Here is a 24,432-nt window from a genome sequence, read left to right as displayed (position 1 = left end):
GACAGACCCCCTCAGGGGTTTCCCGAACGCAGCGTGTGTGATCGACCCACGACCCCGGGAGGATCATCGTGGACACACCCGCCGGAACGCCCCGCAGCCGCCGCCTCTGGTCGGTGGCCGGCCTCGCCGCCGTCGCGGCGCTGGCCCTCACCGCCTGCACGAGCGGCGACGGAGCAGAGCGGGACGGATCCGACCGAGGCGGCTCGCCGTCGGCGCGCGCGACCGCGCCCGCCGACCTGTCGGCGGGGCAGGTGGCACTCGACGGTGACACCACCGACGTGGTCACCGGCCTGGAGGCCCCCTGGTCGGTGGTCCTGACGGGTGACGACGGCGACGCGCTGGTCAGCGAGCGCGACTCGGCCCGGGTGCTCGAGCTGCGGTCCGACGGCAACACCCGTCAGGTCGGCACGGTCGACGGTGTCAGCCACGGCGGCGAGGGCGGACTGCTCGGGCTCGCGCTGCACGACGACGACCTGTTCGTCTACTCCACGGCCGACGACGGCAACCGGATCCAGCGGTACGAGCTGACGGGGAGCACCGGGTCGTGGGGGCTCGGCGAGGCGACGACGATCATCGACGGGCTGCCGAAGAACACGTTCCACGACGGCGGGCGGATCGCGTTCGGGCCCGACGACATGCTCTACGCGAGCGTCGGGGACGCCGGCGCGAGCACGGACGCACAGGACGAGGAGTCACTCGCGGGCAAGATCCTGCGGCTCACCCCGGACGGCGACGTCCCCGCCGACAACCCGATCGACGGGTCGCCGGTGTGGAGCCTCGGGCACCGCAACGTGCAGGGCATGGGGTGGTCGTCGGACGGCACGATGTTCGCGTCGGAGTTCGGCGAGAACACCCACGACGAGCTCAACGTGATCGAGCCCGGGTCGAACTACGGTTGGCCCGAGGTCGAGGGCACCGGCGGCGAGGACCAGGGGTTCGTCGACCCCGTGCAGCAGTGGTCCACCGACGAGGCGTCCCCGAGTGGCCTCGCCGTCGTCGACGACACGGTGTTCGTCGCGAACCTGCGGGGCGAGGTGCTCCGGGCGGTCCCCGCCGACGACGCCGGCACTGCGACCGAGTACTTCGCGGGTGACTTCGGCCGCATCCGCACTGTGCTCGAGGGCCCGTCGGACACGCTCTGGTTCGTCACGAACAACACCGACGGCCGCGGGACGCCGTCGAGCGGGGACGACCGGATCGTCTCCGTCCCGTTCACGCGCACGTGAAAGGGGTTCCCGCAGCCCCTCGCTCGCGCCGGACGGGGCGAAGTACCGTGACGGCATGAACCACCGCGACGAAGCGCGCGACTTCCTCTCCAGCCGTCGCGCCCGCATCACCCCCGAGCAGGCCGGCGTCGAGACCTTCGGCACACGGCGCCGCGTCACCGGGCTGCGTCGCGAAGAGGTCGCACGCCTGGCCGGCGTCAGCATCGACTACTACACGCGGCTCGAGCGCGGGAACCTGCAGGGGGTCTCGGACAGCGTGCTCGACGCCATCGGCCGGGCCCTGCAGCTCGACCCCGCCGAGCAGGAGCACCTGCGCGACCTGTCGCAGCACCAGAACGAGACCCCGCGTCGCGCCGGTCGTGTCGTGCCCGTCGCTGCCGTCCGACCCGAGCTGCAGTACCTGCTCGACGTCGTCACGGACGCCCCGGCGATGATCATCAACAACCGGCAGGACATCGTCGCCGCGAACGCGCTCGGCTTCGCGATGCACTCGGACCTGGTCGCGGCACCGGCACGGCCGATGAACTTCTCGCGCTTCATCTTCCTCGACCCGCAGGCGCGGAACTTCTACCAGGACTGGCCGCGGGCCGCGCACACGAACGTCGCGATCCTGCGCCGCGAAGCGGGCCGGACGCCGAACGACAAGGACCTCGCCGCGCTGATCGGCGAGCTGTCGATGCGGAGCGACGACTTCCGCGAGCTCTGGGCAGCGCACGACGTCCGCCGCCACTACGCCGGCGTGAAGTCGTTCCGACACAGCGTCGTGGGGCCGCTCGAACTGCACTTCCAGACGCTCGAACTCGCCGAGGACCCGGGGCTCTCGCTCACGATCTACCCGGCGACGCCGGGCAGCCCGACGGCCGACGCCCTGCGGGTGCTGGCCTCGTGGGCGGCGACCGAGGGCATCGCGGAGCGGGCGCGCCAGCTCGCCTGACGCGGTGGTCGCGACCACCGCATCTGCCGGGAGGGACGGGGCGGGCCCGCACCGCGCCTCCAGGCCGCCCGTGGTTGCGTCAGACCTCCGGGATCGCCCGGTCGAACCGGCTCGTGTCCGTCCCGTCCGGGTCCGGGCCGTTGCGACGGCCGGTGTCCAGGGCGTCGAGCCGCGCGAGCTCGTCGTCCGTCAGCGCGAAGTCGAAGACGGCGAAGTTCTCGGCGATGCGACCGGGGTTCGTCGACTTCGGGATCGCGTTCCGCCCCTGCTGCACGTGCCAGCGGAGCATCACCTGCGCCGGCGTCTTGCCGTGCGCCTCGGCGATCGACCGGATCGTCGGGTCGTCCATCACGCTGACCCGCTCGTCGCCCCAGCCGGGGTAGAACGTGATGCCACCGATGGGGGACCACGCCTGGTCGAGGATGCCGTGCTCGGCGTCGGCGCGCTGGACGTCCGGCTGGGTGAAGTACGGGTGCAGTTCGACCTGGTTGAGCGCCGGGATGACGTCGGACTGCTCGAGCAAGGAGCGCAGGTGGTGGGGCATGAAGTTGCTCACACCGATCGCGCGGACCCGGCCGTCGGCGTACAGGCGCTCGAGGGCCCGGTACGCCTGCACGGTCTGCTCGAAGCGGTCGGGAGCGGGCTGGTGCAGGATCAGCACGTCGATCGTGTCGAAGGCTAGCTTGCCGGTGGCCTTGTCGAAGGCGTGCAGGGTCTCGTCGAAGCCGTAGTCCGAGACCCAGATCTTGGTCTCGACCACGATGTCGTCGCGGTCGACGCCCGAGGCGCGGATGCCCTCGCCGACCTCGCGCTCGTTGCCGTACGCGGCGGCGGTGTCGATGTGGCGGTACCCGGTCTCCAGCGCCGTGCGGACGGCGTCCACGGTCTCCTCCGGGGCGCTCTGGAACACGCCGAAACCGATGGCGGGGATCTCGAGTCCGTTGTTCAGGGTGACTGTCTCCATGCCGACGACGCTACGCCGCCGACCCCCTGCTGACGGGTACCAGCAACCCCTGCTTCCGGCACCCGGCCGGCCGTACCGTGGACGCATGGACACCAGAAGCGAAGTGCGCGACTTCCTCCGCACACGCCGCGAGCGCGTCACGCCGCAGCAGGTCGGTCTGCCCGACTTCGGTGGGGTCCGCCGCGTCAAGGGACTGCGGCGCGAAGAGCTCGCACTCGTCGCGGGGATGAGCGTCGACTACTACGTCCGCCTCGAGCGCGGAAACCTGACCGGGGTCTCCGAGAGCGTCCTCGAGTCGTTGTCCCGCGCGCTCCTTCTCGACGATGCCGAGCACGCGCACCTGTTCGACCTGGCCCGTCTGCAGAACGCTTCGGGTGCCTCACGCCGGACGATCCCGACGTCGAAGGTCCGGCCGAACGTGCAGCGGGTGCTCGACTCGATCAGCGCCCCGGCCTGGGTCCGCAACGGCCGGTTCGACTTCCTCGCCGGCAACGCGCTCGCCCGAGCTGTGTACTCGCCGCTGTTCCTGTCGCCCTCCGGCACCCCGAACACCGGGCGTTTCGCGTTCCTCGACCCGCGCGGTCAGCAGTTCTGGCGAGACTGGGACTCGGTCGCCGGCGACGTGGTCGCCGCCCTGCGCGCCGAGGCGGCCCGCTCGCCGTACGACAAGGGACTGACCGACCTGATCGGGGAGCTCTCCACCCGCAGTGACGAGTTCCGGCGGCGCTGGGCCGCACACGACGTGATGCGGCACCGGAGCGGTGTGAAGCGCGTGCACCACCCGGACGTGGGCGACATCGACATGAGCTACGAGACGATGGAGCTCGTCACGGACTCGGGGCTGACCATGGTCGTGTACGGCACCGAGCCCGGGTCGGCGTCCGAGGAACGGCTGCAGCTGCTGGCGAACCTCGCGGCGACGAGCGCGACCGGTGCGACGGGTGCGGCGGCTGCGTCGACCGCTTCCGTCGCCGGTGCTGCTTCCGTCGCTGGTGCTGCTGCTGCCGGGGAGGACGCGTGAACGAGACCGAGTCCGTCGAGACCGTCGTCCCGGCTCCGCCGACCGGGTTCCTCGGCCGACTGCGGTTCCGGTGGCGTGCCGAGCAGGAGATCCACGAGCTCACCCGCGACCGTGAACTCGAGGAGCGGGTCCGAGCCGAGGCAGCGGTGCGGCTCGCGCCCGGCCCGTGGCACCTGGGGGAGCTGTTCCGGCGACGGTGACGGCTGAGGGGGGAGGACAGCACCTGTCACGGCCCTGCGGTCGGCCCTAGCGTCGAGGACATGACCTTCGCCGACACCGACCCCGAGTTCGCCCGGTACCACGCCGACTTCGTGGACGAGACCCTGCGGAACGCATCACTCAGCGAGCACGACCGCGTGGTCGTCCAGCTCGGTGCGACGATCGCGGCCGGGGCGCCGACGGCGTTCCGCGATCTGCTGGACGAGGCCCTCGACGGCCCGCTCTCGCCCACCGAGGCGAAGGAGATCGTCTACCAGGCCGTGGCCTACGTCGGTTCCGCACGCGTCGGCGACTTCCTGACGATCACCAACGCCGTACTGGTCGCCCGCGGGGTCACCCTGCCGTTGCCCGGGCAGTCGACGACGACCCCGGCGGACCGACTCGAGCGCGGCCGAGCGGTGCAGGGCTCCGTCGTCGGTGCGGACCGCGTCGACGCGATGTACGAGAACGCTCCCGCGGACGCCGTGCACTTCCAGCGGTTCCTGTCCGGCAACTGCTTCGGGGACACCGTCGGCCGGGACGGGCTGTCGCTGCCCACCCGTGAACTCCTGACCTTCGCGCTGCTCGCGGCGCTCGGCGGGGCCGACGCCCAGGTGCAGGGGCACGTGGCCGGCAACCTGAACGTCGGGAACACCCGCCAGCAGATGCTGGACGTCCTGACCGTGCTCGTCCCGCTCATCGGCTACCCGCGCACGTTGAACGCCCTGGCCGCCGTGAACGAGGGAGCACCCGCAGCATGACCACCGACCACTCGATGTCGACGGGCCGGACCCTGCTGTTCGCCGTCGCCGGGGGAGCAGCGGTCGGCAACCTGTACTGGTCGCAGCCACTGCTCGACGACATCGCATCGTCGCTCGGCACCTCGGCGTCGCTCGCCGGGCTGCTCGTCACGCTGACCCAGGTCGGCTACGCCCTCGGCATCCTGCTCGTCGTGCCGCTCGGGGACGTCCTCGATCGCCGGCGCCTCATCCCCTGGGTGCTCGTCGCCTCCGCCGTCGCGCTGCTGCTCGCCGCGATCGCTCCGACCTTCGCGACGCTCCTGGTCGCCCTGGCACTGGTCGGGCTGACCACGGTCGCCGGGCAGCTCCTCATCCCGCTGGCCGGGGACCTCGCCGACCCTGCGCAGCGCGGACGCGTGGTCGGCACGATCGCGTCCGGGGTGCTCACCGGCATCCTGGTGTCGCGGACGATCAGCGGCCTGGTCGCGGACGCGTTCGGGTGGCGTGCGATCTACGTGCTCGCCGCCGTCGTCGCGGTGGTCCTCGCCCTGCTGCTGCGGCGCGCCATCCCGGAGCTCGGAACCCGCACCAAGGTGGCGTACCCGCAGCTCATCCTGTCGGTGTTCCGTGCCGTCCGGACCCACCGAACCGTGCAGGTCACGCTCGTGATCAGCTCGTCGGTGTTCGCCGTGTTCACGATGTTCTGGACCGCGCTGACGTTCCTGCTGAGCACCGACCCCTACGACTTCTCCACCAGCAGCATCGGGTTGGTCGGCCTGGTGGGGCTCGCGGGTGCCGTGGCGGCGCAGCGGGTCGGGCGGCTGCACGACCGGGGACTGTCGGTACCCGTCACCGGGGGAGCGATCGTGCTCCTGCTCGTCTCCCTGGTCGTCGCCGGGATCGGTGCGCACTCGATCGTCGTGGTGCTGCTCGCCGTGCTGCTGCTCGACGTCGCCGTGCAGGCCGCGAACGTGCTCAACCAGACCCGGCTCTTCTCGGTGGACCCGGCCGCGCGGAGCCGGCTCAACACGGCGTTCGTCACCTCGAACTTCATCGGTGGCGCGATCGGCTCCGCGCTGGCGTCGGTGCTGTGGAACGCCGGGGGCTGGACGGCGGTCACGATCGGCGCCGCGGTGCTGGCCGGATTCGCCGCGACGGTCTGGGTCGTGCACCGGAACCGTGGGCTCGTGGTCGAGCCGGAGCGGGCCTGATCACGGGGCTCAGCGGAGCAGGGGGTTCGCGACCTCGAGCTCACCGTGGTCGACGAGCCAGCGCACGGCGTCCAGCACGGTCTCCTCGGCGGTGAACGCCGGTGCGTAGCCGAGCAGACGACTCGCCTTCTCGGTGCTGAAGACCTGGCTGCGGGACAGGTGCTCCCAGCTGGCGTCAGCGTGCTCCGGAGCCGTGGTCTCGCGGAACCGGTCCCACGTGACGGGGTCGAGCCGGGCCTCCTGGCCGAACCACGACGCTGCCAGGTGGGCGTACCCGCGCGCGGTAAGCGCCGTCGGAGCCGTGACGAAGAAGTCCTCGCCAGCCGCCGCATCGCGGTGCTCGACCGCGAGCTGGAACGCCTGCGCGACGTCGTCGGCGTGTACGTGAGCCATCGTCTCGGCACCGAGACCGGGGACCTCGAGCGGTTCGCCGGCGGACAGCTTCGTCAGCACCGCCGTGTCGAGGTTGCCGAGCGGACCGATCGGCGTCCAGCCCGGACCGCTGATGTGACCGGGGTGCAGCGACGTCGTGACCAAACCGCCTGATGCGGTTTCTTCCTTGAGCATCCGGGCGATTGCGTCCTTCTGGACGCCGTAGTCACCGAACGGCGGGGTCGCGTTCTGCTCGGTGATCGGCAGCACGTGCGAGACGCCGGCGCGCCAGATGGAGCCGCAGTGCACCAAGTGCGTACCGGTACCGCGGAGCGCGTCGACCAGCGCTGCGGCCGAGGACTCGGTGAAGCAGACGAGGTCGACGACGGCGTCGGCACCGAGTGCGGCGATGCGGCTGCCGAAGGTGCCGTCGCGGTCCTCCTGCTCGCGGTCGGCGGTGATCCGCTCGACCTGCTGCCACTCCGGGGCGTCGGCGTACGGGGTGCTCGTGCCGCGGGTGACGGCGACGACCCGGTGACCCGAGCGGACGAGACGGGGGACGAGGAACGAGCCGATGTGGCCGGTGGCTCCGATGACGACGATGTGCATGGGGGCCACCGTAGGCCGAGGCGTGCGCATCGTGAGCAGGAATGGTCGGGTGCGGCGGTGCGACCCGACCGTTCCTGCTCAAGAAACGCGCCCGCGGCGAGCGCGGCGCCCGCGAGCGCGGCCCTCGCCGCGCACGAGCGGCACGCTCAGTCGGCGGTGATGACCTTCACGGAGCCGGCGATGGTCGCGGCGTCCTCGGCGAGCGCGACGACGGGGTCGGGCAGGCCCGCGCCCCCGAGGGCCTTGCGCGCACCCCAGCCGACGAAGCTGCCGACGAGGGCACCGACGCCACCGAGGATCGCGCCCTCGATGCGCAGGTCACGCTTGCCCGTGGTGCCGAGGGCAGCACCGGCGAGGGCACCGGACGCGACACGTCCGAGCAGCGCCGAGGGGGCGATGCGGTTCGGGGTCTTCGGCAGCTTGTCGCCGATGAGCTCACCGATGGCGGAGGCCACGAGCAGCCCGCGGCCGACCGGGGTGCTGAAGACCTTCCACTGCTGCCACGAACCCTTCAGCGAGGACCGGTCGTGGTTCAGTGCGAGGACGGCGAGCGGGGTGGCGCTCCGGCCGCCGCTCATGATGCCGAGGACCAGGGTGCGGACCAGGGTGTGCTGCTCGTGCTGCTTGCTCATCGTGACTCCTGTCGTGTTGCCCCCGACGGTACGCACGGTGACCTCGGGTGTTCCGAGCATCGCGGGCGACAGGCGGACGTCGGGCGGACGCCGAGCGGACGTCGGGCGTTCCCCGGGCACGGAGCCGCCCCGAGTAGCGTCCTGCCCATGAGCAACGTCATCGTCTTCGGCGGCCACGGCAAGGTCGCACTCCTCGCCACCCGCATCCTGTCCGAGCGCGGACACACGGTCACCTCCGTCATCCGGAACGCCGACCAGTCCGACGAGATCCGAGCCCACGGCGGCGAACCGCTCGTCGCGGACATCCAGCAGCAGTCCCTGAACGACTTCGCCGAACTCGTCCGCGGGCACGACGCCGTGGTGTGGTCGGCCGGTGCCGGTGGCGGGTCCGTCGACCGGACCTGGGCGATCGACCGCGACGCTGCGGTGCTGTCGATCCAGGGGGCGAAGCAGGCCGGCGTCGACCGCTACGTGATGGTGTCGTTCTCGGGCTCGCAGCTCGACCACGGCGTCCCGCAGGACCAGGACTTCTTCGCGTACGCGCAGTCGAAGATGATCGCCGACGCCGTGCTCCGCGACTCGGGGCTGCAGTGGACGATCGTCGCCCCGAGCACCCTGACCGACGACGAGCCGACCGGCTCCGTCGACTGGGACGGCTCGTCGACCCAGGTGCCGCGCGGTGACGTGGCGCACGTGGTCGCCGACGTGGTCGAGAACCCCGGCACGGCCGGCAACACGTTCCGGTTCAACACCGGGTCGACGCCGGTGGCGGAGTTCCTCCGCGCCGACGCGGTCTGACCGAGACCGACTGCGCCGACGCGGCCTGACCGGGCCGACCGCGCCGACACGGACTGACTGAGCCAGTCAGACCGACCAACGCGCAGACCAACGGGGTCGCGGCGGTTCTCCGCCACGACCCCGTCCGTGTCCCTGCAGAGCGTCGAGCTCAGTAGAGCGTCGAGATCCCCGTCATGTCGCCACGGCCGAGCGTGCGGCCGTCGAGCTCGCAGTAGCCGCCGGACGGCTCCATGACCTGGCCGGTGCCGGTGGCGACGTGGTCGAGGCCGTACAGGTGGCCCCACTCGTGCGTGGCGACGACCTGGGTGTCGAAGCGCGCGCCCGAGCAGGTGGCCGTCGAGCTCCACTTGAAGCCGGTGGCGTAGCGCTGGTCGGCCTCGCGGGCGTTGCCGTTGCCGTCGAACCAGACGCACGTGACACCGAGGGTCCCGGTCGGGAGCTTGCCCCAGCCCATCACGTTGTAGCCGTTGTTCCGCGAGCAGCCGCCCTGGTCGGTGAGGTTGGGCTTCTGGGTCGCGAGACGCAGGTAGTCGTTCTTCGCCGTCGACGTGACGGTCCGGTCACACGCCGAGATCGTGCCGTTCCAGGTGTTCGCCGCCTTGCGCAGGGCGTCCTTGGCGTACGACGACTTCTGCCCGGTCTGGTTGTAGTACCACTTGACCGTGCTCGGCCAGGTGTAGCCGGACGCCTTGTACGCCGTGCTCGTGCACTTCGTGGTCGCAGCGGTCGTCGCGGCGGGGGCGGCCTGTGCCGTCGCGGCCTGGCTCTGCGCACGCTCCTGCTGGACGGCGGGGGCCGAACCGGTCCAGGCCTCGTCGACGCGGACGGCGACACCGGCGGAGCCGTTGTTCGCGATGAGGACGTCGGCGAGCTCGGGCGCCCCGGGGGCGGCCGAGCTGCTCGCCATGACGCTCTCACCCGGCGCGGGGAGCGCGAAGGTGCGTCCGTCCGGCGTCACGACCGTCCCGGAGGTCGCCGTGCAGCCGCTCTCGAGCGTCTGCACGGACAGGGTCCCGGGGGCGCAGCTCGCGCCGGCCCCCGGGGTCGCCGCCTGGGCGGGTGCTGCGGTGATGGTGAGACCGGCGAGGATCGCGACGATCGCCCCGGTGCTGAGCGCGTTCCTGACAGGACGCATGGTTCCCTTCCAGCGGCAGGCGACGTGCCCCCCGCTCCTGATCGGGGTCCATGCTCGCCGATGACCACGCAGCGGGTCCAGGACTGCGCTGCGGGGACACGCCCCCAGTCAGGGGCGGCGGCTCAGGCCATCTGCGCGTAGAAGCGCTCCGGTGCATCGGCGAGCGACGCCTTCACCATCCGGCTCCAGTCGTCGACGAGCACCTCGGCCACGCCACGCTCCACACCGTCGAGTGCCGCACGGGCCACGTCCGTCGGGTCCGTCTTCGGGCCGTCGTAGTCGCCCATCATGTCGGTGTCGGCCGCACCGAGGTGGAGTCCCTGCACGCTGATGCCCCGGTCGGCGAGCTCCAGGCGGACGGCGTTCGTCATGTTCCACTCGGCCGCCTTCGCCGCGGCGTAGCCACCCGCGCCGGGCGCCGCGAACCACGACAGGGCCGACAGCACGTTGACGATCGCGCCGCCGCCGTTCCGCTCGATCACCGGTGCGAAGGCGCGGATCATCGACAGGCTGCCCCAGAAGTGCGTGTCCATGGCCTTCCGGACGATGGTCAGGTCGTCGGTCACCAGGGAGCCCTGCGTCGAGATGCCGGCGTTGTTCACGAGCAGCGTCACGTCGCCCGCGGCGGCGGCCACCGCGTCGACCGAGGCCTGGTCGGTGATGTCGAGGGGCAGCGCGACGACGCCCTCGACGTCGACGAGTTCGGGGCGGCGTGCGGTCGCGTAGACCTTCGACGCTCCGCGCTCCAGCAGCTCCAGGGCGAAGCGGCGTCCGATGCCGCGGTTCGAGCCGGTGACGAGTGCGACCGATCCAGCGATGTCCATGGTGTCTCCTCCTGCCGCGCGGGTGTCTCCCGCAGCGGCTCGGCTACGCTAAGACCTCACATCCATGTCAGGGGCAAGTCCGGATCGGAGCACCATGCGCATCGGTGACCTCGCGGCCGAGACCGGCGTCAGCGTCCGCTCGCTGCGGTACTACGAGGAGCAGGGGCTGCTCACCGCGTCGCGCACCGCGAGCGGGCAGCGGATCTACACGGACGCAGCCGTCGAGCGGGTCCAGCTCGTGCAGCAGCTGTTCGCCGCCGGGCTCGCGAGCCGCACGATCGTGCAGCTGCTGCCCTGCGTCGACCGTGGGGAGTCGACGCCGGAGTCGTTCGCGCTCCTCATCGCCGAGCGGGACCGGATCACTGCGCAGCTGGCCGAGCTCGAGGCGGTCCGGGGTCGGCTCGACCAGGTCATCGAGATCACCGAGCACCCCACCGCCGAGCACTGCCCGGCACTGCGTGACCGGCCTGCGGAGCCGGTCGCGGCCTGAGACGCGGCACCGGGACGGACGGGAGGCCCGTGGCGGGTCCGCCACGGGCCTCCCGTCCGCATCCTGGTCACGACCAGGGCCGCAGGTGCGGCGTCAGGGCTGGAACACCTGGATCTGGTCCAGCTCGGCGAACCCGGTCCCCTTGGTGAAGGTGAGCGTGTTCGCGCCGGCCTTCAGCGTGACCGTCTTCTGCGCCCATCCGAACCGGCCCCAGTTGACGGTCGGCGCGTAGCTGACCGAACCGGCCGAGGTGCCGTTGACCGCGAGCGCGTGGGTGCTCGTCGCACCCGTGCCGTTGTCGTACCGGACGTTCACCGTGTACGTCCCCGCGGTCGCGGCCTGCACCGTGAACTGCACGGAACTCGTCGCGTTGTTGATGTTGCCGACCTTCGCGCCGCCCACCGCGTCGGCCTGCGTGACCGTGCTCGTGTCGTTCCGGACCGCGGACTCGGCCTCGTACCGCTGCGCGTTGATCGGGATCGACCCGACCCGCACGTCGTTGTACGTGGTGGTGAGGTTCTCGACGTTCGTCGCCTGGTACAGCGTCTTGCCGTCGGCGCTCGAGTCGAAGCCCTGGGCGAAGCCGCTGAACGTCCCGCCCTCGGCATCCCGCGCGTCGTACGTCACCGCGTACGGCAGCTGCTCCCACGAGCCCGTGCCCTGGTTGCGGTTCACGACGAAGTTCTGGCCGCCGTCGATGTTGCCCGCGCTGTCGAGGGACCACTTGGACGAGACGACGATCATGCCGTTGGCGTTGCCGGCGGTCGGCACCCAGCGCACCTCGGGCGACGACCCGACCCCACGGCCGTCCGGCAGCGCGATCTTGGTGCCGATGCTCGTCTCGGGGCTCCAGTTCAGACCGTCCGGTGAGGTCTTGAAGTACACCGGCGCCGTGTTGTTCGTCTGGCTCGGCCGGTTCACGACCTCGAACGTCGCCACGTAGTTGCCGTTCGGGATCCTCGTCACCGTGATCATGCCCGGACGGTCGCTCTTGTTGGTCGGTGCGGACACGTTGACCAGGGGACCCCAGGTCAGGCCGCCGTCCGTGGAGCGCCGGTAGCTGACGGCCTGCAGGACGTTGTTCGCCTTCTGCCGCTCGTCCGAGAAGTAGGTGACCAGCCCGCCGTTCGCGTCGACGGCGACGGACGGCTCCCACACCGTCGAGGTCGTCGAGCTCGGGCTCGGGTCGTAGGTGGCCGGGCCGCCGGTGTCGACGGTGCTCACGAAGGACCAGGTCAGCCCGTGGTCGAGGCTCTTGTACATGACCAGTCGGCTGCTCGAGCGGTCGGTGGGCATGATCATGCCGCTCAGCAACAGCGTGCCGGCCGGCATCGTGCCGAGCTGGACCGGGGTCTCGTACAGCGAGGGCTGCGCGGTGCGGGTGAGCGTCGGGAACTGCGTGCTCGGCTTGACCGTGGCGACGCGGCTCCACGAGGTGCCGTTGTCCGTGCTCCGGTAGATCGGGTAGACCTGCACGCCGTTCTCGAGCACGAGCTGGTCGAAGGTGACGAACTGCTGGCCGTTGGCCGACCCGCTGTTCTTCAGGACGATGTTCTTCGCGTAGGTGGTGCCGGCAGCGCGGCCGCCCTCGGGGTTGAACGAGGAACCCGCTGCCGGCGAGTACACGAGGGCTCCGTTGCCGGTCGTGACCGCCTGGGCGGGGAGGGGGCCGGTGACACCGGCGACGAGGGCTGCCGCGGCGGCAGCAGCGGTGACGACGAGCGCGAGCGCTCGGCGTCGACGAGGCGCCGGAGCGGCGCCGAGGCGGAGGGACATGGTGCTCCGTTCGGTTGGTGGTGCGGTGGTGGTGCGCGGAGGCGGACTGGAGGCGCGGGACCGACCCGCCCCGCGCCTCCAGACCCTCAGGTGGTCGCCGACAGGGCCGCTGCCACGGCCCGTTCCTGTCGCGTGTGCGCAGCGAACGCGTCGGCGACCGGGTTGCGGCGACGGTCGAGGCCGCCCGCGCCGTCCTCGACGAGGTCGAAGAGGCCCATCGTGAGCAGGTGCTCCTGGCGTGGGGCGTCCGTGTGCCGCCAGGTCCACTCGTACATGTCGAACAGCGGCCACCAGGTGTAGCCGACGACCGGCACGCCCTCGTCGCGGAGCTCCCGCACGGCCGTGACCGACGCGTCCAGCCAGCCGATGCGCTCCTCGACCGAACCGGTGACGCACGTCTCCGTGAGCATGACCGGGGCGCCGTAGCGCTCGGCGTAGGTGGTGAGCACGTCGCGGAGCCCCTCGACGCCGGTGTCCTCGTAGGGCCGCGGGTCGGCGAACCCGCCGCCGTGGTGCACCCCCGTCTCGAAGACCTCGGTGGAGTGCAGCGGGTAGTAGTTGACGCCCATCACGTCGGGCCGGACCGCGTGCTGCCGGAACCAGTCGAGGTCGGCGTCGGTGACACCCCCGGAGCGCAGCCGACCGACCAGGGGGTGCGCGTCGTCGACGCCACCGGTGACCAGGTCCTCGACCAGGAACGTCTGGGCGCGCAGGCGGGCGACCGTGTCGCGGTGTTCCGGGGCGTCGACGTCGCCCACGTACCGGATGCCGGCGTCCACGTGCACGAAGGTGGCGGCGTCTCCGAGTTCGCGGGTGATCGCGTGCTGCGTCGAGACGAACCCCTTGGCCAGGGCGGACGCGATCCGGGCCGACCCCTCGGCGCCGGTCAGGTACGGGGGCCAGTACCCGTACTCACCCGAGAACAGGGCGTGGATGACGGGCTCGTTGACGGGCGTGTAGTCGGTGGCGACATCGCCGTACCGCGCGGCGAACCGGGCGGCGTACTCGGTGACGTGCGCCGGGTAGTCGGGGTGGGCGAACTGCCCGTCGAGCCAGAGCGGCGTGCCGTAGTGCAGCAGGTCGACCACGGGCCGCAGGCCGGTCTCGCGGAACCGCGCCATGACGCCGTCCACCCACGACCAGTCCCAGACGCCGGGCTCGGGGGCGACCCGGTACCAGGGGACGCCCCAGCGCAGGAGCTCGGCGCCGACGTCGACCGCCAGCCCGAGGTCAGCGGCGTACTGCCGGTAGTGGTCGGTCAGCTCGTACTCGTCGATGGGCCGTTCACCCGGTCGGGCCTGCGGGACGAAGGTGTCCTCGATGCCCAGGGCGAAGTGCAGCCTGCCGTCGTCGGACCAGTGCATGGTGTCTCGTTTCGTGGTGGGCACGGCCGCTCCGGGCTCGTGCGGTGTCGTCGTCACTTGAGCCCGGTGCTGGCGACGCTCTCGATGAAGCGGCGTTGCACGAGCAGGAACATGACGGCGAGGGGCAGCACGGCGATCAGGGCGCCGGCCATCATCACGCCCTGCGGGATGATCCCGCCGGGGCCGGTCAGCAGGGTGAGGCCGGACGTGATGGTCCCCATGTCCTGGTCGGTGGTGAACACCAGCGGCCAGAGCAGGTCGTTCCAGTTGTTGACGAAGGTGAAGATGCCGAGGGTGAGCAGGGCGGGGACGGCGTTCGGCAGGACGACGCTCCGGAAGATCCGCCACTCCGAGGCCCCGTCGATCCGCGCCGCGTTGTCCAGGTCGCGGGGGAGCGACACGAAGAACTGCCGCAGGAAGAAGATCCCGAAGGCGTCGGCCGCCCGCGGCGCGATCAGCCCCGCGAACGTGTTCACCCACCCGAGGTCGGACACCAGTTGGTAGATCGGGATGAGCGTCGCCTGGAACGGGATCATCAGGCTGGCGACGATCACGATGAGCAGCACCTTGCTGCCCCGGAAGTCGAGCCGTGCCAGGGCGTAGGCGGCGAGCGCGTCGAACGCCAGCGCGAACACCGTCACACCGCCGGCGAAGGCGAAGCTGTTCAGGATGAGCCGCCCGAACGGCAGCTGTGTGAAGATCGCCCGGAAGTTGTCGAGCGTCCAGGTGTGCGGGAACAGCGTCGGCGGGTAGGCGTTGACCTCGCTCGCCGGCTTGAACGCGGTGAACACGATCACGAGCACGGGGAGCAGCACCGCCAGGGTCACGACGGCCACGGCTGCGAAGCCGAGCCACCGCATCGACGGCTGTCGACGGGCCACGGTGCTGCGTCGGACGACGGTGGCGGGACGGGGGAGCGCGGTCATGATGCGGTGTCCTCTCCGCGCTTCCCGAAGAACAGGAACTGCACGAGGCTGAGCAGCAGGGTCGCGATGAGGAGCACGTACGCCAGGGCGCTCGCGAACCCGAGGTCGAGGTCCTTGAAGCCGGACTGGTAGATCTGCATGACGATCGTCTCGGTCGACCGGTACGGACCACCGCCGGTCAGGACGTAGATCTGGTCGAACGCCTGCAGCGCGGCGATGAGGGCGACGATCACGACGAACGCCATCGTGTTGCTCAGCATCGGGAAGGTGACGTTCGCGAACCGCTGGCGGCCGTTCGCGCCGTCGAGCTGCGCTGCCTCGTACAGGCTCGTGGGGATCTCCTGCAGCCCGGCCAGGAAGATCACCATGTAGAAGCCGAAGTTCTTCCACACGGCCACGAGCACCACGGTGGGCATCGCGAGCGTCGGGTCCTGCAGCACGTTGCCGAGCCGGATGCCGACGAGCTGCAGCCAGTGGTTCAGCAGGCCGATCTGCGGGTCGAGCAGGTACGACCACGCGAACGCGGCGACGGCCAGGGACACGATGAACGGCAGGAACAACGCCGACCGGAAGAACCCGCGGAACGGCAGGGCCGGGTGGTTCAGCACGAGGGCGAGCACCAGGGCGACGACGATCGCGACGGGGGTGAAGAGCACCGAGTAGAGCGCGGTGTTGCCGATGGACCGCAGGACGTCGGGGTCGGTGAAGACCCGGACGTAGTTCGCGAAGCCGATGAACGACGGGTCGCCGAACCCGCTGGCGTCGGTGAACGACAGCTGGAGCGCCGAGAGCATCGGCCAGAGCACGAACGCCCCGAGGATGACGATCGCGGGTGCGAGGAACCCGACGATGGTGGCGCGGCGGCGGAACGTGCCGTTCAGGGGCGATCGTCCGCCGAGCTGGCCCGGTGGTCGGTACCGACGGTGTCGGCCGAGTTGCTGCGTGGTCACGAGGGTCCTCCGAGGGCCGCTGCTGCTACTTCAGGGCCGACTGCACGTCGGCGTCGGCGGTGGCGAGGAGCGATCCGGGGTCCCCGCCCGCCATCGCCTTCTGGGTCGCGGTGTCCACGGCGGTGAGCACGTCGGCGCTGTCGACCACGCCGGGCAGGAGCGGGATCGTGGTGCCCGGCAGCCCGGTGAGCGTCGCGACGGTCGGGTTCTCGTCGACGTCCGCGGCGGTGACGTCGGTGCGGAGCGGCGGCCAGCCGGACCCGAGGGCCCACTTCGTCGCGACGGACTGCTCGTTGAAGTAGCGCAGGAACCGCTCGGCGGCTGCCTGCTCCGCGTCGTCGGTCTGGGCCGTCACACCGAGCGAGATGCCGATGGCCGAGGCCACCTGTGCTTCGGGGCCCGCCGGGATCGCCGCGATGCCGTAGTCGATGTCCGAGGCCTCGGCGACACCGGCCATCCAGGGGCCGCCGATCTCCATGGCGGTCTTGCCGGCGGTGAAGAGCTTGTCCGCGGCGATGCCGTCGACACCGGTCGGCGAGATCTTGTCGTCGCGCACCGCCTTCGCCCAGTACTCGAGCGTCTCGGCGTTCGCGGCGGAGTCGATGGTGGACTTCGTGCCCGCCTCGTTCGTGATCGATCCGCCGTTACCGGCGAACAGGCTCGGCCAGATGCCGTTGCCGACGGTCTGGTGGTCAGGCAGTACGAGCCCGTACTGCTCCGGGGTGCCGTCGCCGTTCTCGTCCTTCGTGAGCTTCTTCGCGTCGGCGACCCACTCGTCCCAGGTGGTCGGGAAGGAGTCGATGCCGGCCGCTGCGAACAGCTTCTTGTTGTAGATCACGGAGAGCGGGACGAACCCGCTCGGCACCCCGTACTCCTTGCCGTCGACCCGCTCCATCGCGACGGCCTGTTCCTTCAGGTCCCCGGTGTTGTTGGCGTCGTCGGCGTAGAAGTCGCTGAGGTCGACCAGCGCCTTCTTCTGCGCGTAGACCGGCAGCCTGTCGGAGGTCATCGCGACGAGGTCCGGGCCCTTCTTCGCGGACAGGGCGGGGAGCATCGTGTCGTCGATCACGGCCCAGGTCTTCGTCTGGGTCGTGATGGTGACCTTGTCCTGCGAGGCGTTGAAGTCCTTGACGATGCCGTCCAGGACCTTGCCGTCGGCCTCGGTGTAGCCGTGCCAGAACGTCAGGTCGACGTGGCCGCCGTCACCCGACGATCCGGGGGAGCCGGCGCACCCGGCGAGGGAGAGCGACGCCGCTGCTGCGAGCGCGACGACCGCGATGTGCTTCTTCATCGAAAACCTGCCATCCGTCCGGCACGTCGGTGTGCGGACCTCGTCCATCCCGGATTTACACCGGTGTAAATGTGGACAGTAGCCGGTGCTCGACCGCCCGGTCAAGGGGTCGGGGAGCACCCGTGGTCAACGGGTCAGGCAGAGACCGAACGCAACGGTCCGGACGACGCCCGGACGACGAGTGCGTGCGGGGAGCGCAGCACCCCCGGTGTCGCCGGGGCGCCCTCCTCGAGCTGGGCGACGAGCACCCCGACCGCCGTCGCCGCGACGCGGTCCAGGTCGGCCGACACCGTGGTCAGCGCCGGGGTCGAGTACGCCGACTCCTCGATGTCGTCGAACCCGACGACCGCGACGTCGTCCGGTACGGTCCGGCCCGCGAGCTGCAGGGCACTCATCGCCCCGAGCGCCAGCGCGTCGTTGCAGCAGACGATCCCGTCGACCGGCACGCCGGCGTCGAGGAGCTGCCGCGCAGCCGCCGCCCCCTCGGCCCGGTGCCACAGCGCGGTCGGCACCACCCGCTCGGGCGCGAACGGCAGGCCGTGGTCGTCGAGCGCCTCGCGGTAGCCCCGCAGTCGCTCCTGCGCCGTGCGCACGGGTCCCGACGGGTCGGAGCCGATGAACGCGATCGACCGGCGGCCGGCGTCGAGCAGATGCGCGGTCGCGTCCCGCAGCGCGTCGGCGTTCGACATCGCGATGAACGGCACGGGGGCGTCCGGGATCGGCTCACCGAGCACGACCAGGGGGAACTTCACCTCGAGTGCGGCGGCGTCGCTCGGCCGGACGGTCAGCGGGCTGTAGATGATGCCGTCGATGGAGTGCTCGCGCATCCGGGTGATCGCGTCCGCCTCGCGCACGCCGCTCGCGGTCTGCTCGATGAGCACCGTGTAGCCCACGGCTCCGGCAGCGCGGATGACGGCGTCGGCGAGTTCGGCGAAGTACGCCTGCCGCAGTTCCGGCACCGCGAGCCCGAGCACCTTGGAGCGTCCGGCGCGGAAGTTCCGGGCCGAGACGTTGAGTTCGTAGCCGAGCTCGTCGACGGCGGCCATCACGCGGTCACGGGTGCGGACGGAGACGTGTTCGTAGCCGGACAGCACGTTCGAGACGGTCTTCTTCGAGACACCCGCCACGGCGGCGACGTCGCTCATCGTGGGCGGAGAGCGGTGCCCCTGCGCCATCGGGCGCCCCCTCTCACGTGCGGACTGCGTTCGGCAGGAACCTACCGCACCAGCGTGGTGCGGACCGGACGGGAGGCCCGTGGCGGGCCCGCCACGGGCCTCCCGTCCAGGCTCGGCCCGTCCAGGGCCCCGCTCAGTCCGCCAGGAACCGCAGGACCGCGAGCACCCGCCGGTTCTCGTTCGGCGTCGCCTCGAGCCCGAGCTTGGTGAAGACGGCGGTGACGTGCTTCTCGACGGTCCCGCCGGACAGGAACAGGGTGTCCGCGATCGCGGCGTTCGACCGGCCCTCGGCCATCAGACGCAGCACGTCGGTCTCGCGGGCGGTCAGCGAATCGAGCGGACCGCTCGTGGCACGCGGCGCCTGGACCAGTGCGGCCGCCACCTCGGGGTCGAGCACCACGTTGCCCGCTGCGACCTGGTGCAGCGAGTCGATGAAGGTGCCGACTTCGGCGACCTGGTCCTTGAGCAGGTACCCGACGCCGACCGTGGCGACGTCGAGCAGCGCCCGCGCCCACTGCGCCTCGGCGTACTGCGAGAACAGGAGCACCCCGACGTCGGGTCGGACGTCCTTCACCCGCACGGCCGCACGGACGCCCTCGTCGGTGTGGGTCGGCGGCATCCGGATGTCCATCACCACGACGTCGACCGCGCCGTGCGCGACGGCGGCCACCGCGGCGTCGCCGTCCGACACCGGCACGACCTCGTGCCCGCGACCGCGCAGCAGGGACGTCAGCCCCTCGCGCACGATCGTGTTGTCGTCGGCGACGACGATCCTCACCGTTCGGCTCCGCTCGGCATGCGCATCCGGATGCGGGTCGGGCCGCCGGCGGGGCTGTCCACCTGCAGGTCACCGTCGACGGCGCGCAGCCGTTCGAGGACCCCGGCCAGGCCGGTGCCGTGACCGTCGGGGGTGCCGAGCGCGACGTGGGCCCCGCCGTGGCCGTCGTCCTCGACCTCGACGAGCAGGTCGGTGCCGAGCATGCCGACCCGGACGGCGGTGGCCGAGGCTCCGGCGTGCTTCGACACGTTCGTCAGCAGCTCGAGCACCCCGAAGTACGCGATGCCCTCGACGACGCGGGACGGCCGGACGGGCAGGTCCACCGACAGCGCGACGGGGAACGGGGTCCGGGAGCACGCCGAGGTCAGCGCGGCCTCGAGCCCCTCGTCGAGGACGGGCGGGTGGATGCCGCGGGCCAGGGCGCGGAGCTCGACCAGGGCCTCCTTGGTCGACGCGTGCGCCCGGTCGACCAGTGCGGTGACCGCGTCCGGGTCGGCGCCGGTCTGCAGGCGGTCGCGGGCGTCGCCGAGGGTCATCGCCAGGCCGACGAGCCGGGCCTGGGTGCCGTCGTGCAGCTCCCGCTCGATGCGGCGCAGGGTGGTGTCGGCGTCGAGCACGGCGGCGTCGCGCGAGGCCGTGACCTGGCGGAGCCGCAGGTCGCGGGCGGTGGCACCGAGCAGGGCGCGGATGACCACACGCTGCAGTGCCGCGAGCCCGTGGTTCACCGCGGGCCAGAGGAACAGCACGATGAGCAGGCCCAGCACCGCGAACGCGACCTGCAGCGACGGGGTGTCGACGTACACGCCGAGGAACTGCGCACCGCTGTGGAGCTCGCCGTCCGCGCCCCGCTGCGCCGGCAGGAAGTGCCCCCACGCCGCGTGGGTCATCGCGCCCAGACCACTGACGAGCACAGCGGTCGAGACGGCGAACGTGGTGGTGGTCAGCACGAACCCCGCGAGCAGGTACGCGAACGCCCGCCAGGTGGGGCCGTCCGACAGCCGGGCGAACGCGGTGCCGAGCGGCGTCGAACCTGCACGGGGCGGTGCCGGGGCGACGACGACCTGCCCGAGCAGCGCGGCGGACATCCGGCGGGTGACCGCGGCGAACCAGTGCGACCCACCGAGCAGGAACGCGGCGACGACCAGGCCGACCCAGGTCAGCGACACCGGGACGCCGACGGCCAGCACCACGACGAACCACGCCAGCGCGGCGATCGCGATCGGCAGGTGCGCGGCGTGGAACGCGAAGGCCCGCCAGGTGCTGCCGTCGGCGACGGCTCGGAACGGTCGGAACCGGGGGACGGTGGTGGGGGCGCCCGGGGTGGCGACGGCGGTGTACATGCGGACCTCTTCGTGTCGGTGACGAGCTTATTGCCCGACACCAGCCTCGCCGCGGGGGTCCGCCCGCACACCGGTGCTGCCCCCCGTGGTCGGTGGGGAAACCCCGCGATCATCGTCAGCCGGGTCGGCTCAGGCGCCGGTCTGCTCCGTCGGCGCGGCCACGGGCTTCGACTGGCTCGACCCTCGTTGCCGCAGGGACACGGTGGCGATCACCATCACCGAGATGACCAGGAACTCCGACTGCCAGTTCTGCATCGACTCGAACCAGAACTGGCTCGTGCCCAGGTAGCCCCACGCCGAGACCACGCTGTCGCCGTGCTCGAGCTGCTCCTCGTTGTAGGCCGCAGCGCCTCCGATCACGTGCCCGACGACACTGCCGAGGAACAGCACCGCGAACAGGATCAGCAGCGAGTTCTCGTACAGCACGAGCACGATCCCGCCCCGGCGCACCGGCCACGGGGCCTTCGGGTCGTCGGCGTGCTCCCGGGGGTCCTCGTCCTGCGGGCTCTGTTCGTCCAGGGGCTCGGACTCGCTCGACCCCTTCTGGAACAGGAACACCGTGAACACGATGTACGCGCCCATCTGCAGGAACTCGCTCTCCCAGTTCTCGAAGGTCGCCTCGGCGAAGTCGCCGCTCGTCAGGAAGCCCCAGAGCGACACGGCCGCCTCGCCGTGCTGGAGGGCGTCCGCCGCGGACACCCGCCACCCGGCGAACACCATGCCGACGAAGCACACGACGAAGACGGCGACGTTCGCGAGGAGCAGGCCGTGCCGTCGCACGCGCTGCCACCCGCTCGATCCGTTGTGCAGGCCGAGGGTCACCGGATCCTCCGTTCGTCGTCTCGACGCCATCCTCGTCCGGGCGCGACGAACGCCTTCGCAGGAGCACCCGACCGGTCGCGGCGGTTCCGTCAGCGACTCAGAGCGTGATGCCGGTGGCCTCGGCGAGCGCGTCGAGCAGGTCGGTGCGGAACCGCTGGTCGGCGACCGCCGGGTGCGGTTCCTGCCGCTCTCCGTGGAACCAGTAACCACCTGTCACGGTTTGGTCCGGGTCGGTCGCGAGCGTCTCCTGCGTGCGGTGTCCCAGCTCGAAGTCGTCGGGAGCGCCGGCCCCGCCCATCTTGGTCGCCACCCAGCCCGGGTCGACGGCGTTGCTCAGCACGCCCGGGCGTCGGAGCGGCACCTCGGCGGCGAGTGCCGTCACGAACAGCTTCGTGTCGGAGTACGAGTTCGTCTCCGACGCGCCGGTCCAGTCGACGGTGTCCAGGCGCGGGCGGCCGCCCCGGTGCATCCCGCTGCTCAGGTACACGTGCCGCTCCGGCGAGCGCAGCAACGCGGTGAACAGGTACGGCGCCACGACGTTCACGGGCACCAGGGAACGGCCCGAGATCACGCCGGCGTTGTGCACGACGGCGTCGAGCGGGGTGCCGGCGTCGAGTTCCCGGGCGGTGGCGATCACGGCGTCGCGGTCCGCCAGGTCGGCGACGACGAGTTCGGCGCCGCGCTCCACCAGGTCGGCGACCGCCTCGGCGCGGGCCCGGTTGCGCGCGTGGACGACGACGTCGTGCCCGCTGCGGAGCAGCGAGTCGGCGGTTCCCCGCCCGAGGCCGTCAGTGGATCCGGTGACGAGGATGCGTGCCATCCGCCCATCATGCGCCCGACCGCTGCGGCGGGTCCGGCAGGTGGACCGGGACCGGGCGGACGGGAGGCACGGTGCGGGCCCGCCACGGGCCTCCCGGCTGTTCACGGGCCGGCCACAGGGCCGCGGTACGGTCGCTGCATGAGCAGCTTCCTCGAGCCCGTCGACGCCGTCGGCGTCGGTGACGCGACGATCGTGCCGGACGCCACACGACCGGTCGCGGCGGTCGTCACGGGCGACGACGTGCGGTGGGTGACGTGGCCGGACGCCCCGTTGCCGGACGGTGCGGTCGACGAGGTCGGGGTCCTCGCGACCGACGAGGGCGCTTGGGTGGTCTACGTGTCGCGCGAGGACGCTGAAGGCGACCTCGACACAGAGTCGCGGACGGCCGTGCACGTCACACCGGCCGGGGTGACGTGCGCGGTCGACCTCGGGGATCGACGGGTGCTCGGGGCGGACGTCGAGGGGCTGTGGATCGGCGACCCGCGTGACGCGTCCATGTGGATGGGTGACGACGAGGACGAGGGACTCGAGGATCCGGAGGACGACGAGGCGGTCGAGGACGACGAGGACTCGGATGACCCACTCGACGGCGTCGACCCGGAGACCCTGCCGTGGGCGCCGTCGGAGCCGTTCTGGCCGTCGCCGGAGGAGTGGGCGGCGACGCTGGCGGCCGGCGAGGAGCCGGAGGACGACGACCCCGAGCTGCTGAACGACGACGACGATGACGGCCCCCGCTACTTCTGGAGTGCCGGATCCGACGCCGACGACGAGGACGGCTTCCCTCGCCGGTCGGGACCACCGGCCGATCCCGCGTCACCCCTGCCGACCCCGCCGACCGAGCTCGTGCTCGTCCGGACCGACGGCAGCCGGACGACGATCACCGTCGACCACCTGGCTGAGGAGGTCCGCCGGGCGGGCACGGTGCTCACCGTCCGGTACATGCCCACCGGACCCCGGCGCACACCCGATCCGACGGGCGGATTGACCTACCACTACGACGCTCGGGAGGTCGACCTCGACGTCGCTGCCGGCCTGCCCAGCGTCGTCACCACCGATGACCTGCCGTCCCGTGCCGCGAGCGACGAGGACGAGACGTCGTGGGAGGACGAACAGGAGCGTCTGGAAGCAGCCCGCGCTCCGTGGACGGAGCAGTTCGACCTGACCGACGTCGAGGGCGCGCGCTGGCCGTTGCACGACCTGGACGCTGCCGCACGGGAGCGCGCGGTCGCGGACCTCGTGGACGTGCTCGAGGCCCTCGACCAGCCCGGCATCCTGTGGACCCGCGACCACCCGGAGCCCCGCCGGTCGGCGAGCGACTACCGAGCCGTCGAGGTCACCGTCGAGGGCGAGTGGCCGGCGACCGAGGTCGTGGTGTCGTTCGATCACCGCGCCGTGCCGTACCTGCGGCTCCGTCGGCGCTACCGGGTGTTCGACGACGCCGGGCACGTGGAGGACTGGACCTACGTCGGCGTGCACCTGGACGAGGACATCGACAGCGGGCACATCGCCGACCGGTCGGACGCGGTGGACGGGGTGCTCGACATCTGACGGGTGCGGTCCTGCATGATCCCACCGCCCCGTGCGGCTCGCTGGTCCTGTACGTTTCCTGTGTAGACATCCCCCTGACCAGAGAGGACGCGGCGCCATGAGTGACGGCACGCCCCAGTACAACCAGCAGAACCCGAACCCCTACGCCGCCGGCGGGCAGCCCTACGGCGCTCCGATGCAGCCGTCGTCCGACCGCTTCAACGTCATGGCGATCGTCGGGTTCGTCCTGGCCTTCGTGGTGAACATCGCCGGCCTCGTCGTGTCGATCATCGCGCTCTCGCAGATCAAGAAGACCGGGGAGCGCGGCCGCGGCCTCGCCCTCGCCGGCGTCATCATCAGCGCCCTGTCGCTCGTGTTCGGCATCATCTGGGTGATCTTCGTGATCGCTGTCGTCGCGAACGCTCCGGCGGGCAGCATGGGCAGTTACTGACACCCACCAGCACCAGACGGGAGGCCCGTGGCAGCTCGCCACGGGCCTCCCGTCTGTC

General features: G+C 71.4%; 25 protein-coding genes. 10 read left to right on the top strand and 15 right to left on the bottom strand.

Annotated elements, in window-relative coordinates:
* Positions 1–68: 68 nt before the first annotated feature.
* Positions 69–1,226 carry a sorbosone dehydrogenase family protein gene (locus tag DEJ01_RS02735; RefSeq protein ID WP_111092147.1) on the top strand — a complete coding sequence of 386 codons (1,158 nt, stop codon included), beginning with the start codon at positions 69–71 and terminating at the stop codon, positions 1,224–1,226.
* 55 nt (positions 1,227–1,281) lie between these two features.
* On the top strand, positions 1,282–2,160 hold the full coding sequence (locus DEJ01_RS02730) for a helix-turn-helix transcriptional regulator (RefSeq protein WP_111092146.1): 879 nt from the start codon (positions 1,282–1,284) through the stop codon (positions 2,158–2,160).
* Positions 2,161–2,239: 79 nt separating this feature from the next.
* Here DEJ01_RS02730 and DEJ01_RS02725 read toward each other — a convergent pair whose 3' ends face one another.
* A complete protein-coding gene (locus DEJ01_RS02725; protein ID WP_111092145.1) occupies positions 2,240–3,124 on the bottom strand; it encodes an aldo/keto reductase in 885 nt (294 codons plus the stop codon).
* Positions 3,125–3,209: 85 nt separating this feature from the next.
* On the opposite strand from DEJ01_RS02725, the gene DEJ01_RS02720 reads away from it, so the two are divergent.
* Genes DEJ01_RS02720 through DEJ01_RS02705 form a run of 4 tightly spaced genes read left to right on the top strand, consistent with a single transcriptional unit; the run spans position 3,210 to position 6,294 of the window.
* Positions 3,210–4,145 carry a helix-turn-helix transcriptional regulator gene (locus tag DEJ01_RS02720; protein ID WP_181438341.1) on the top strand — a complete coding sequence of 312 codons (936 nt, stop codon included), beginning with the start codon at positions 3,210–3,212 and terminating at the stop codon, positions 4,143–4,145.
* A complete protein-coding gene (locus tag DEJ01_RS02715) occupies positions 4,142–4,345 on the top strand; it encodes a hypothetical protein (RefSeq protein WP_071404097.1) in 204 nt (67 codons plus the stop codon). Before DEJ01_RS02720 ends, DEJ01_RS02715 begins: the two co-directional genes overlap by 4 nt.
* Positions 4,346–4,405: 60 nt before the next feature.
* Positions 4,406–5,104 carry a carboxymuconolactone decarboxylase family protein gene (locus DEJ01_RS02710; protein ID WP_111092143.1) on the top strand — a complete coding sequence of 233 codons (699 nt, stop codon included), beginning with the start codon at positions 4,406–4,408 and terminating at the stop codon, positions 5,102–5,104.
* Entirely contained in the window at positions 5,101–6,294 is a 1,194-nt protein-coding gene (locus tag DEJ01_RS02705) for an MFS transporter (RefSeq protein ID WP_111092142.1), read from the top strand. Before DEJ01_RS02710 ends, DEJ01_RS02705 begins: the two co-directional genes overlap by 4 nt.
* A gap of 9 nt (positions 6,295–6,303) precedes the next feature.
* On the opposite strand, the gene DEJ01_RS02700 is transcribed toward DEJ01_RS02705, so the two are convergent.
* Complete coding sequence (locus DEJ01_RS02700) at positions 6,304–7,275, bottom strand: NAD(P)-dependent oxidoreductase (RefSeq protein ID WP_111092141.1); 972 nt, start codon at positions 7,273–7,275, stop codon at positions 6,304–6,306.
* A gap of 146 nt (positions 7,276–7,421) precedes the next feature.
* Positions 7,422–7,907: a DUF4126 family protein gene (locus DEJ01_RS02695; protein WP_163342984.1), complete on the bottom strand. Its 486-nt coding sequence runs from the start codon at positions 7,905–7,907 to the stop codon at positions 7,422–7,424.
* A gap of 147 nt (positions 7,908–8,054) precedes the next feature.
* Between DEJ01_RS02695 and DEJ01_RS02690 the strand changes: the two genes are divergently transcribed.
* Complete coding sequence (locus tag DEJ01_RS02690; RefSeq protein WP_071404101.1) at positions 8,055–8,705, top strand: NAD(P)H-binding protein; 651 nt, start codon at positions 8,055–8,057, stop codon at positions 8,703–8,705.
* Positions 8,706–8,853: 148 nt separating this feature from the next.
* On the opposite strand, the gene DEJ01_RS02685 is transcribed toward DEJ01_RS02690, so the two are convergent.
* A complete protein-coding gene (locus tag DEJ01_RS02685) occupies positions 8,854–9,840 on the bottom strand; it encodes a matrixin family metalloprotease (RefSeq protein ID WP_111092140.1) in 987 nt (328 codons plus the stop codon).
* A 122-nt stretch (positions 9,841–9,962) separates the two neighbouring features.
* Positions 9,963–10,664 carry an SDR family oxidoreductase gene (locus DEJ01_RS02680; protein ID WP_110865340.1) on the bottom strand — a complete coding sequence of 234 codons (702 nt, stop codon included), beginning with the start codon at positions 10,662–10,664 and terminating at the stop codon, positions 9,963–9,965.
* A 94-nt stretch (positions 10,665–10,758) separates the two neighbouring features.
* On the opposite strand from DEJ01_RS02680, the gene DEJ01_RS02675 reads away from it, so the two are divergent.
* Positions 10,759–11,154, top strand: coding sequence for a MerR family transcriptional regulator (locus DEJ01_RS02675; RefSeq protein WP_111092139.1), 396 nt, complete (start codon positions 10,759–10,761; stop codon positions 11,152–11,154).
* A gap of 93 nt (positions 11,155–11,247) precedes the next feature.
* Here DEJ01_RS02675 and DEJ01_RS02670 read toward each other — a convergent pair whose 3' ends face one another.
* From DEJ01_RS02670 to DEJ01_RS02625, 10 genes are all read right to left on the bottom strand, one after another.
* Positions 11,248–12,930 carry a CBM35 domain-containing protein gene (locus tag DEJ01_RS02670; protein WP_111092138.1) on the bottom strand — a complete coding sequence of 561 codons (1,683 nt, stop codon included), beginning with the start codon at positions 12,928–12,930 and terminating at the stop codon, positions 11,248–11,250.
* 86 nt (positions 12,931–13,016) lie between these two features.
* On the bottom strand, positions 13,017–14,294 hold the full coding sequence (locus DEJ01_RS02665; protein ID WP_111092137.1) for a family 1 glycosylhydrolase: 1,278 nt from the start codon (positions 14,292–14,294) through the stop codon (positions 13,017–13,019).
* Positions 14,295–14,347: 53 nt separating this feature from the next.
* Positions 14,348–15,220, bottom strand: coding sequence for a carbohydrate ABC transporter permease (locus tag DEJ01_RS02660; protein WP_071404106.1), 873 nt, complete (start codon positions 15,218–15,220; stop codon positions 14,348–14,350).
* Positions 15,217–16,170: a carbohydrate ABC transporter permease gene (locus DEJ01_RS02655; protein ID WP_111092136.1), complete on the bottom strand. Its 954-nt coding sequence runs from the start codon at positions 16,168–16,170 to the stop codon at positions 15,217–15,219. Before DEJ01_RS02655 ends, DEJ01_RS02660 begins: the two co-directional genes overlap by 4 nt.
* 25 nt (positions 16,171–16,195) lie before the next feature.
* Positions 16,196–17,461: an ABC transporter substrate-binding protein gene (locus tag DEJ01_RS02650; protein WP_111092135.1), complete on the bottom strand. Its 1,266-nt coding sequence runs from the start codon at positions 17,459–17,461 to the stop codon at positions 16,196–16,198.
* Positions 17,462–17,595: 134 nt separating this feature from the next.
* Positions 17,596–18,606, bottom strand: a complete 1,011-nt coding sequence (locus DEJ01_RS02645) for a LacI family DNA-binding transcriptional regulator (protein ID WP_111092134.1) — start codon at positions 18,604–18,606, stop codon at positions 17,596–17,598.
* Positions 18,607–18,769: 163 nt separating this feature from the next.
* Positions 18,770–19,414: a response regulator transcription factor gene (locus DEJ01_RS02640; RefSeq protein ID WP_027466877.1), complete on the bottom strand. Its 645-nt coding sequence runs from the start codon at positions 19,412–19,414 to the stop codon at positions 18,770–18,772.
* Positions 19,411–20,754, bottom strand: a complete 1,344-nt coding sequence (locus DEJ01_RS02635; RefSeq protein ID WP_111092133.1) for a sensor domain-containing protein — start codon at positions 20,752–20,754, stop codon at positions 19,411–19,413. The genes DEJ01_RS02640 and DEJ01_RS02635 overlap by 4 nt, the downstream gene beginning before the upstream one ends.
* Positions 20,755–20,883: 129 nt before the next feature.
* Positions 20,884–21,576: a DUF6766 family protein gene (locus DEJ01_RS02630; RefSeq protein WP_164941154.1), complete on the bottom strand. Its 693-nt coding sequence runs from the start codon at positions 21,574–21,576 to the stop codon at positions 20,884–20,886.
* A gap of 97 nt (positions 21,577–21,673) precedes the next feature.
* A complete protein-coding gene (locus tag DEJ01_RS02625) occupies positions 21,674–22,396 on the bottom strand; it encodes an SDR family NAD(P)-dependent oxidoreductase (protein WP_111092132.1) in 723 nt (240 codons plus the stop codon).
* Between the two features lie 138 nt (positions 22,397–22,534).
* On the opposite strand from DEJ01_RS02625, the gene DEJ01_RS02620 reads away from it, so the two are divergent.
* Together DEJ01_RS02620 and DEJ01_RS02615 are read left to right on the top strand one after the other, a co-directional pair.
* Positions 22,535–23,944, top strand: coding sequence for a hypothetical protein (locus DEJ01_RS02620; protein ID WP_111092131.1), 1,410 nt, complete (start codon positions 22,535–22,537; stop codon positions 23,942–23,944).
* A 97-nt stretch (positions 23,945–24,041) separates the two neighbouring features.
* Entirely contained in the window at positions 24,042–24,374 is a 333-nt protein-coding gene (locus DEJ01_RS02615; protein ID WP_111092130.1) for a DUF4190 domain-containing protein, read from the top strand.
* The last annotated feature ends 58 nt before the right edge of the window (positions 24,375–24,432 follow it).

Origin of the sequence: Curtobacterium sp. MCLR17_040 (genome assembly GCF_003234735.1) — a bacterium.
Taxonomy (GTDB): Bacteria; Actinomycetota; Actinomycetes; order Actinomycetales; family Microbacteriaceae; genus Curtobacterium; species Curtobacterium flaccumfaciens.
This window is presented reverse-complemented; position numbering and strand designations above follow the sequence as displayed.

What these genes read in the sequence shown, in the direction of transcription:
- DEJ01_RS02730 (WP_111092146.1), top strand. Translation starts at nt 1,282, where the DNA reads ATGAACCACCGCGACGAAGCGCGCGACTTCCTCTCCAGCCGTCGCGCC.
- DEJ01_RS02725 (WP_111092145.1), bottom strand. Translation starts at nt 3,124, where the DNA reads ATGGAGACAGTCACCCTGAACAACGGACTCGAGATCCCCGCCATCGGT.
- DEJ01_RS02720 (WP_181438341.1), top strand. Translation starts at nt 3,210, where the DNA reads ATGGACACCAGAAGCGAAGTGCGCGACTTCCTCCGCACACGCCGCGAG.
- DEJ01_RS02710 (WP_111092143.1), top strand. Translation starts at nt 4,406, where the DNA reads ATGACCTTCGCCGACACCGACCCCGAGTTCGCCCGGTACCACGCCGAC.
- DEJ01_RS02705 (WP_111092142.1), top strand. Translation starts at nt 5,101, where the DNA reads ATGACCACCGACCACTCGATGTCGACGGGCCGGACCCTGCTGTTCGCC.
- DEJ01_RS02700 (WP_111092141.1), bottom strand. Translation starts at nt 7,275, where the DNA reads ATGCACATCGTCGTCATCGGAGCCACCGGCCACATCGGCTCGTTCCTC.
- DEJ01_RS02695 (WP_163342984.1), bottom strand. Translation starts at nt 7,907, where the DNA reads ATGAGCAAGCAGCACGAGCAGCACACCCTGGTCCGCACCCTGGTCCTC.
- DEJ01_RS02690 (WP_071404101.1), top strand. Translation starts at nt 8,055, where the DNA reads ATGAGCAACGTCATCGTCTTCGGCGGCCACGGCAAGGTCGCACTCCTC.
- DEJ01_RS02685 (WP_111092140.1), bottom strand. Translation starts at nt 9,840, where the DNA reads ATGCGTCCTGTCAGGAACGCGCTCAGCACCGGGGCGATCGTCGCGATC.
- DEJ01_RS02680 (WP_110865340.1), bottom strand. Translation starts at nt 10,664, where the DNA reads ATGGACATCGCTGGATCGGTCGCACTCGTCACCGGCTCGAACCGCGGC.
- DEJ01_RS02675 (WP_111092139.1), top strand. Translation starts at nt 10,759, where the DNA reads ATGCGCATCGGTGACCTCGCGGCCGAGACCGGCGTCAGCGTCCGCTCG.
- DEJ01_RS02670 (WP_111092138.1), bottom strand. Translation starts at nt 12,930, where the DNA reads ATGTCCCTCCGCCTCGGCGCCGCTCCGGCGCCTCGTCGACGCCGAGCG.
- DEJ01_RS02665 (WP_111092137.1), bottom strand. Translation starts at nt 14,294, where the DNA reads ATGCACTGGTCCGACGACGGCAGGCTGCACTTCGCCCTGGGCATCGAG.
- DEJ01_RS02660 (WP_071404106.1), bottom strand. Translation starts at nt 15,220, where the DNA reads ATGACCGCGCTCCCCCGTCCCGCCACCGTCGTCCGACGCAGCACCGTG.
- DEJ01_RS02650 (WP_111092135.1), bottom strand. Translation starts at nt 17,461, where the DNA reads ATGAAGAAGCACATCGCGGTCGTCGCGCTCGCAGCAGCGGCGTCGCTC.
- DEJ01_RS02645 (WP_111092134.1), bottom strand. Translation starts at nt 18,606, where the DNA reads ATGAGCGACGTCGCCGCCGTGGCGGGTGTCTCGAAGAAGACCGTCTCG.
- DEJ01_RS02635 (WP_111092133.1), bottom strand. Translation starts at nt 20,754, where the DNA reads ATGTACACCGCCGTCGCCACCCCGGGCGCCCCCACCACCGTCCCCCGG.
- DEJ01_RS02625 (WP_111092132.1), bottom strand. Translation starts at nt 22,396, where the DNA reads ATGGCACGCATCCTCGTCACCGGATCCACTGACGGCCTCGGGCGGGGA.
- DEJ01_RS02620 (WP_111092131.1), top strand. Translation starts at nt 22,535, where the DNA reads ATGAGCAGCTTCCTCGAGCCCGTCGACGCCGTCGGCGTCGGTGACGCG.
- DEJ01_RS02615 (WP_111092130.1), top strand. Translation starts at nt 24,042, where the DNA reads ATGAGTGACGGCACGCCCCAGTACAACCAGCAGAACCCGAACCCCTAC.